This window comes from Pseudomonas rustica (genome assembly GCF_018336155.1).
GTDB classification, from domain to species: domain Bacteria; phylum Pseudomonadota; class Gammaproteobacteria; order Pseudomonadales; family Pseudomonadaceae; genus Aquipseudomonas; species Aquipseudomonas rustica.
Window position 1 is genome coordinate 410,186 of record NZ_JAGYHF010000007.1, and the last position, 6,174, is coordinate 416,359.

The 6,174-nt window shown below is 57.4% G+C and carries 7 protein-coding genes; 4 read left to right on the plus strand and 3 right to left on the minus strand.

Translation table 11 applies throughout. The annotated features are described in order from the left end of the window. Window positions 1-56: 56 nt before the first annotated feature. The 3 genes from dapC (at window position 57) to KFS80_RS16495 (ending at window position 2,890) form a co-directional block, all read left to right on the plus strand. Complete coding sequence (gene dapC / locus KFS80_RS16485) at window positions 57-1,256, plus strand: succinyldiaminopimelate transaminase (RefSeq protein ID WP_212545339.1); 1,200 nt, start codon at window positions 57-59, stop codon at window positions 1,254-1,256. A gap of 167 nt (window positions 1,257-1,423) precedes the next feature. Further along, window positions 1,424-2,152: a zinc metalloprotease gene (locus KFS80_RS16490; protein WP_159813083.1), complete on the plus strand. Its 729-nt coding sequence runs from the start codon at window positions 1,424-1,426 to the stop codon at window positions 2,150-2,152. Between the two features lie 96 nt (window positions 2,153-2,248). Next, window positions 2,249-2,890: a zinc metalloprotease gene (locus KFS80_RS16495; RefSeq protein ID WP_212545340.1), complete on the plus strand. Its 642-nt coding sequence runs from the start codon at window positions 2,249-2,251 to the stop codon at window positions 2,888-2,890. Window positions 2,891-2,902: 12 nt separating this feature from the next. On the opposite strand, the gene KFS80_RS16500 is transcribed toward KFS80_RS16495, so the two are convergent. Further along, window positions 2,903-4,534 (minus strand): Na+/H+ antiporter, encoded by a 1,632-nt coding sequence (locus KFS80_RS16500; protein WP_053117608.1) that lies wholly within the window; start codon window positions 4,532-4,534, stop codon window positions 2,903-2,905. A gap of 549 nt (window positions 4,535-5,083) precedes the next feature. Here KFS80_RS16500 and KFS80_RS16505 point away from each other — a divergent pair. Further along, the gene (locus KFS80_RS16505; protein WP_212545341.1) at window positions 5,084-5,302 is read left to right on the plus strand and encodes a hypothetical protein; all 219 of its coding nucleotides are present in this window, start codon (window positions 5,084-5,086) and stop codon (window positions 5,300-5,302) included. On the opposite strand, the gene KFS80_RS16510 is transcribed toward KFS80_RS16505, so the two are convergent. Both KFS80_RS16510 and KFS80_RS16515 read right to left on the minus strand, forming a co-directional pair. After that, window positions 5,296-5,802 carry a lysis system spanin subunit gene (locus KFS80_RS16510; protein WP_212545351.1) on the minus strand — a complete coding sequence of 169 codons (507 nt, stop codon included), beginning with the start codon at window positions 5,800-5,802 and terminating at the stop codon, window positions 5,296-5,298. The genes KFS80_RS16505 and KFS80_RS16510 overlap by 7 nt on opposite strands. Beyond that, window positions 5,802-6,174, minus strand: a 373-nt coding sequence (locus KFS80_RS16515; RefSeq protein ID WP_212545342.1) for a cell wall hydrolase, incomplete at its 5' end; no start/stop codon positions are given. The genes KFS80_RS16515 and KFS80_RS16510, both read right to left, overlap by 1 nt.

A 6,174-nucleotide genomic window follows, 5' to 3' on the forward strand; every position in this document is an offset into this window, starting at 1 on the left:
ACGGGGATAAATCCCCTCGCCACAATGGCTCCCCTTTCACACTTAAAGAGGCCCCAATGAACAACGCTCTGAACCAGCTCCAGCCCTACCCGTTCGAAAAGCTCCGCGCCCTGCTCGGCACCGTCACGCCGAACCCGGACAAGCGTCCGATCGCCCTGTCGATCGGCGAGCCGAAACATCGCTCGCCAAGCTTTGTCGCCGAAGCGCTGGCGAACAGTCTGGATCAGATGGCGGTGTACCCGACCACCCTGGGCATCCCGGCCCTGCGCGAAGCCATTGCCGGCTGGTGCGAGCGTCGTTTCGGCGTGCCGAGCGGCTGGATCGATCCGGCGCGCAACGTGCTGCCGGTCAACGGCACCCGTGAAGCGCTGTTCGCCTTCACTCAGACCGTGGTCAATCGCGGCGACGATGCGCTGGTGGTCAGCCCGAACCCGTTCTATCAAATCTACGAAGGCGCCGCGTTCCTCGCCGGGGCCAAGCCGCATTATCTGCCGTGCCTCGACGAAAACGGCTTCAACCCGGATTTCGACGCGGTGTCGCCGGACATCTGGAAGCGTTGCCAGATCCTGTTTCTGTGCTCGCCGGGCAACCCGACCGGCGCGCTGATCCCGGTCGACGTGCTGAAAAAACTCATCGCCCTGGCCGACGAATACGACTTCGTGATCGCCGCCGACGAGTGCTACAGCGAACTGTACTTCGACGAGCAAACACCGCCGCCGGGCCTGCTCACCGCTTGCGTCGAACTGGGTCGCAAGGACTTCAAACGTTGCGTGGTGTTTCACAGCCTGTCCAAGCGTTCCAACCTGCCGGGCCTGCGTTCCGGTTTCGTTGCTGGCGATGCCGACATCCTCAAAGGCTTCCTGCTCTATCGCACCTACCACGGCTGCGCGATGCCGGTACAAACGCAACTGGCCAGCGTTGCCGCGTGGAACGACGAAGAACACGTGCGCGCCAACCGTGCGCTGTACCGCGAGAAGTTTGATGCGGTGCTGGAAATCCTCAGCCCGGTGATGGACGTACAGCGCCCGGATGGAAGCTTCTATTTGTGGCCGAATGTGAACGGTGATGACGCGGCGTTCTGCCGTGATTTGTTCGAACAAGAGCATGTCACTGTGGTACCGGGTTCTTATCTGTCCCGTGATGTCGATGGCGTTAATCCGGGTGCCGGCCGTGTGCGTATGGCGCTGGTTGCGCCGTTGGCTGAATGTGTTGAAGCGGCAGAACGTATTCGCGCGTTTATTACCCGTCAGAAATAAATAGCTGAATACCGTGCCAGGCAATCTGGCACGGTAACTTGCGCTTGCAAGTTACACTTCAAAACAACTAATCACTCCCTCTTTCGTCCCTCACGACTTACTCTTGATTCGCGAATTTCATCGCATAAAATTAAACATCAAGTACAACTTCAGGGAAGAAGATAAATATGAATAATCTCCAGGATTGCAAACTCCTACAGTGGCCGGATGATCTCGCTGCTTATGAGATGGCCATTAAAGAGAATCCGGCGAACGCAACTTTCGCCAGCGGCGGTCGACGCAAACGCTCGCTGATCAACTATTCAAAACTGTGGGCCAATGGTCGAACGCTGACCATCGCCTTCATCGACGACGTCGATCCTGATCACAAACGCAAAATCATGGAGGCAGCTGTTCGCTGGATTCCATACGTTAATCTGAGTTTCGAGTTTGTCGATGACCTGCAAGGTGATATTCGCATCGCCACAAAGAATAATTACAACAGTTCCATGCTCGGCACAGACGCGCTGCTGATTCATCCGGATTGGCCAACGATGAACCTGGGCGTCAAACCCGATCATGAAGACTTTGAAACCATTGTCACCCACGAATTTGGCCATGCACTGGGCGCCATGCACGAACACCAGCATCCGCAGGCCGACATCCCTTGGGACAAACCGAAAGTGTACGACTATTACCAGAACCGCGAGATGGGGCCGCTGACCCCGGAGCAAGTGGACTTCAACCTGTTCACGCCATTCAACACCCTCGAAGCGATTTACACCGAGTACGACCGTAAATCGATCATGCATCATCCGGTATCTAACGATTTGACTTTAGGCGACTGGGAGAACCCGATCAATCGCGAGATCAGCAAGAAAGACATCAAGATGATGAGCTTGCTCTATCCCCAATAAGCAATCTCGCATAAAACAAGGAAGTTAAACCATGTTATTCAATTCAACTTACGCCCCCGCCCTGTCCCAGCCAAATGCTTGTGGAGTGCATTACTGATGTGGGCTAAAAAAAATCCATCGAAACTGTGGACTCCCGGCCGCATTCTTCGTATCGCCTTCCTCAATGGCACCCAAGAGTTCAAAGACGCGACCATCGCGGCAGCCAGCAATTGGTTGCCGCACATCAACTTGAAGTTTGATTTCGTTGAGGGTGTCGAGGGGGATATCCGCATACTTAGCAACGATGGCGTTTTCTCGTCCAATATTGGCACTGACGCCTTACTCAATACCCATACAGCGACGATGCAGCTCTGGCCTCACCCGGCCATTCACGCGCGTTATTTCGCCGCGAATGTGATGCATGAGTTCGGCCATATGCTGGGTGCGGAACACGAACAGATCCACCCGGCAGCCGCAATTCCATGGAACGTGCCCGCCATCTACGAAAGACACGGCATTACCGATAATCCTGATGAGGATAACTACGAGGCGAACAGGAAGCGCCAATGGCTACACCGTGAGTATCTTGATCGGGCAGCCGCCGAAGACAGCATTTGCTCGGACTACGACCGCAAGTCGATCATGCACTACGTCATCTACCAATCCTGGACCACAGGCGATTTTCAGAACTTTCTTAATCTGGAGCTCAGCGAAAAAGATAAAGCCTTCATGGCGAAGGCTTACCCCTGCCCGGTGTAAACCCGGGCTTGGTTATTTCACCTGTCCCAGATTTGCCTCGCTCAAATCGAGCTCTCCCAACACTTCACGTAATACGTCATCACCAATCTGGTGATGACGGCTGAGGCTGTAGAGTTCCAGGCGCTGCGCTCGCAGCGCCTTCAAACGCAAACGCCGCTCCAGCAGATCCATCTGAAATGCCATCGCCTGCGCTTCGGCGGAGTCGTTGAACACGTCGAGTTGATGACGATATTCGGACATGATTCGCGCCTTGAGCTCTGCCGCCAGCGCCGCTTGAGCCGCATCCTGCGGTGGGAGCTCCTCGGTTTCCAGTGAGTGAATCGCCGCTTCGGCGGTTTTGCGCCAGGCATCGCGGACTTCCTGCCGGCGCTTGTCGTCCGGGCTCTTTTCGATGCCGCGCAGTAACAGCGGCAGCGCGATACACGCCGAAATCAGCGAGAGCAGAATCACCCCGGCGGCGATGAAGATCAGCAGATCACGCTCGGGAAATGCCTCCGCGCCCATCAGCATCGGCACCGACATCACACCCGCCAGCGTCACCGCGCCGCGCACACCGCCGACGGTCAGCAACCAGCAGGAACGTGCGGTCGGTACTTGCGTCAACTCACCCTTGCCGCGCAAACGCCGCAGCAACACCGACAAACGCCAGATGCTCTGCACCCAGATAAATCGCAGCAGCACCAACGCGAGGAAAATCGCCACGACGTCGAGGCCGCGATACAGCAGGGTCGGCCACAACGTCGGTTCGTGGCTGACCACGGCTTTGATGATGTCCGGCAATTGAAGGCCGAGTAGCAGGAAGATCAAGCCGTTGAAAGCAAATTCCAGCAGCGACCAGACGCTGCGGTTGAGCAAACGGGTGCTGGTCTGCCGAGGCAGCAGGTCGAGCCAGCTCTGCATCATCCCTGCCGCCACCGCCGAAAGAATGCCCGAGACGCCGAGGCGTTCAGCCAAGACATACGCGGCGAACGGCAGCAGCAACATAAATACAACGTGCGTCGCTGGATCATCCCAGCCGCGCGCGATCATCCACGAGCGCAGGCGCCCGACCAGCCAGCTCAGCGCCACGCCGACCGCCAGACCACCGAGCGCCACCACGACAAAGGTCAGGCTGGCGTTGGTCAGCGAGAACACGCCGGTGATGGCTGCGGCCAAGGCGAACTTGAAGGTCACCAGGCCAGAGGCGTCGTTCATCAGCGCCTCGCCCTGCAGGATGTGCATCAGCGGGGTCGGCAAGCGGTTCTGCGAAATAGCCGAGACGGCCACGGCGTCGGTCGGCGACAACACAGCCGCCAAGGCGAAAGCCACGGGCAACGGAATCGTCGGCAATAACCAGTGAATGAAGTAACCGGCGCCGACCACGGTGAACAGCACGAGGCCCACCGCCAGCGTCAGAATCGGCCCGCGCAGATGCCAGAATTCGCGTTTGGGCATGCGCCAGCCATCGGAAAACAGCAGCGGCGGCAGGAACAGAAACAGGAACAGTTCGGGATCGAGGGCCACGTGCAGACCCAGCGTCGGCCAAGCGAGCAAGGCACCGGCGGCGATTTGCACTAAAGGAAGCGGCAGCGGGATGACCCGTCCGACCAGACGCGAGACGCTGACCAGCATCAGCAGGATCAGGACGGTGTAAGCGGTTTGCATAAAGCGGAAATCTCAGACAATCGACAGCGTTGAACTGCCATATTAGCCGCTTAGGATGCGCCTGGCGTTTGCACCTATGTCGCACACGCCCCAAATGATGTCCGCACAACAATGTGTAGGAGCTGCGGCACGCTGCGATCTTTTGATCTTTAAAGACACAATCAAAAGATCGCAGCCTCGTTTCACTCGACAGCTCCTACAGGGTTTTGCGTATTCGCCGAAGGGTCATGGCATAATCCGTCACCATTTTTCTCCAGCACCTGTAAAGGGGGCAATTCCTTGACCGTTTCAAGTAAAACGTTGCACCTTTTCGGCATCAAAGCCTGGGATGCCTTATAAGAATCGTTCAAGGCCTTTTAAATCAAGGCCTTGCCCCCCAAATCAGCACCGCAAACCACCACATTTTGCGACTGTTCAGAACTCAATAAACATTGGCCCGAACGGTTGCGTTTTGGGGAAGAAATCTACAGAGACAATCCCGCCCCCGGCGTCCTGTCGAACATAATGCAAATCAAAACCACAATGCTGTAGCTGTATGGATGACGCGACATGAAACGACTTGAAGACCTTACGCTTCCCCAATCCCTCCAGAGCAAAATCTCCACCCTGGTACGCAGGGTTTCGGATGCACAGGGTGATGTCGATATCCGCATGGCGGTCGAGCGCGCAGAAGGATTCGTGGAGGGGCTGGAAGCGGCGCGCTGTTTAACCGATGCCACTATTGAGGCTCTCTTCATAATCATAGAAAGCGCAGCTGAGCGTCATTGAGCCAAGGCTTTCACATAAGCCTGGCACGCCTGCAGGGCAATCAATCCCCGGTCGCCTTTGTCGGTGATGGCGATAATTCGTTGAGCATGCGCCGGGTCAAGTCTGGCTCGTAGGGTTCCATGATCCATGCCGCCGGCGCCGGTGGAGACTGACACGTTGCGGCCGTTGGCAACGTCGGTCGCATCGAGGAGGACTGACAGGCGCACATCAGCAGTGGCAAGGCGATCGCGCAGGCGATCCTGATCACGTTGGGCATCGGCCATTTTCCTATAGTGTGCTTGTTCACTGGTCGCCAAGCTTTGCTCGAGCGCGAGACGCTTATTCTGCTCGGCCTGTTGTGCAACGGCGCCGGCCAGCGTCAGTTGGTTGAGGGTTTCGGCGTGCAGCCGGGCCTGTTCAGCCAACTGCTTTCCATAGCGCCAGTCTTGCAACTGCCAAGTGCTGCCGGCGCTGACCAACACCAGCGCCAGCGCACCGACTGCTCTCCACGGCACGGCGATCACGGCACATCCTTGAAGAAGACGTGACCGCCCAACTTCAGGGTCTGCTTTGCCTTCAGCGACCAGGCCGGCGCCTTGATGCTGGAGGCGTAATAGTGCGTGGCGCCGCCGGTGGGATCCGCTACCTTGCCGTCGATCACTTGGTCTGCCGCAATCCGCGCCTGCGCCAGCTCGCGAAACGGGATCTGCTTCACACCGATCACAAACTGGTAGTTCGGATCGGTCTTATTCCAGCAACTGAACTGATAGGGCTTCTGGCACACGCCCGCATACCCCTCCCCCCACCACGACTTTTCCTTTCCGTCGAACACGCGATTACGAACAGTCCACGCCACGGCGATCTGGCCGGCCAGACTTTCGCCACGCGCCTCG

Coding starts and splice junctions, on each gene's coding strand:
- KFS80_RS16490 (WP_159813083.1), top strand. CDS start 1,424: ATGAATAATCTCCAGGATTGCAAACTCCTACAGTGGCCGGATGATCTC.
- KFS80_RS16505 (WP_212545341.1), top strand. CDS start 5,084: ATGAAACGACTTGAAGACCTTACGCTTCCCCAATCCCTCCAGAGCAAA.
- KFS80_RS16495 (WP_212545340.1), top strand. CDS start 2,249: ATGTGGGCTAAAAAAAATCCATCGAAACTGTGGACTCCCGGCCGCATT.
- dapC (WP_212545339.1), top strand. CDS start 57: ATGAACAACGCTCTGAACCAGCTCCAGCCCTACCCGTTCGAAAAGCTC.
- KFS80_RS16500 (WP_053117608.1), bottom strand. CDS start 4,534: ATGCAAACCGCTTACACCGTCCTGATCCTGCTGATGCTGGTCAGCGTC.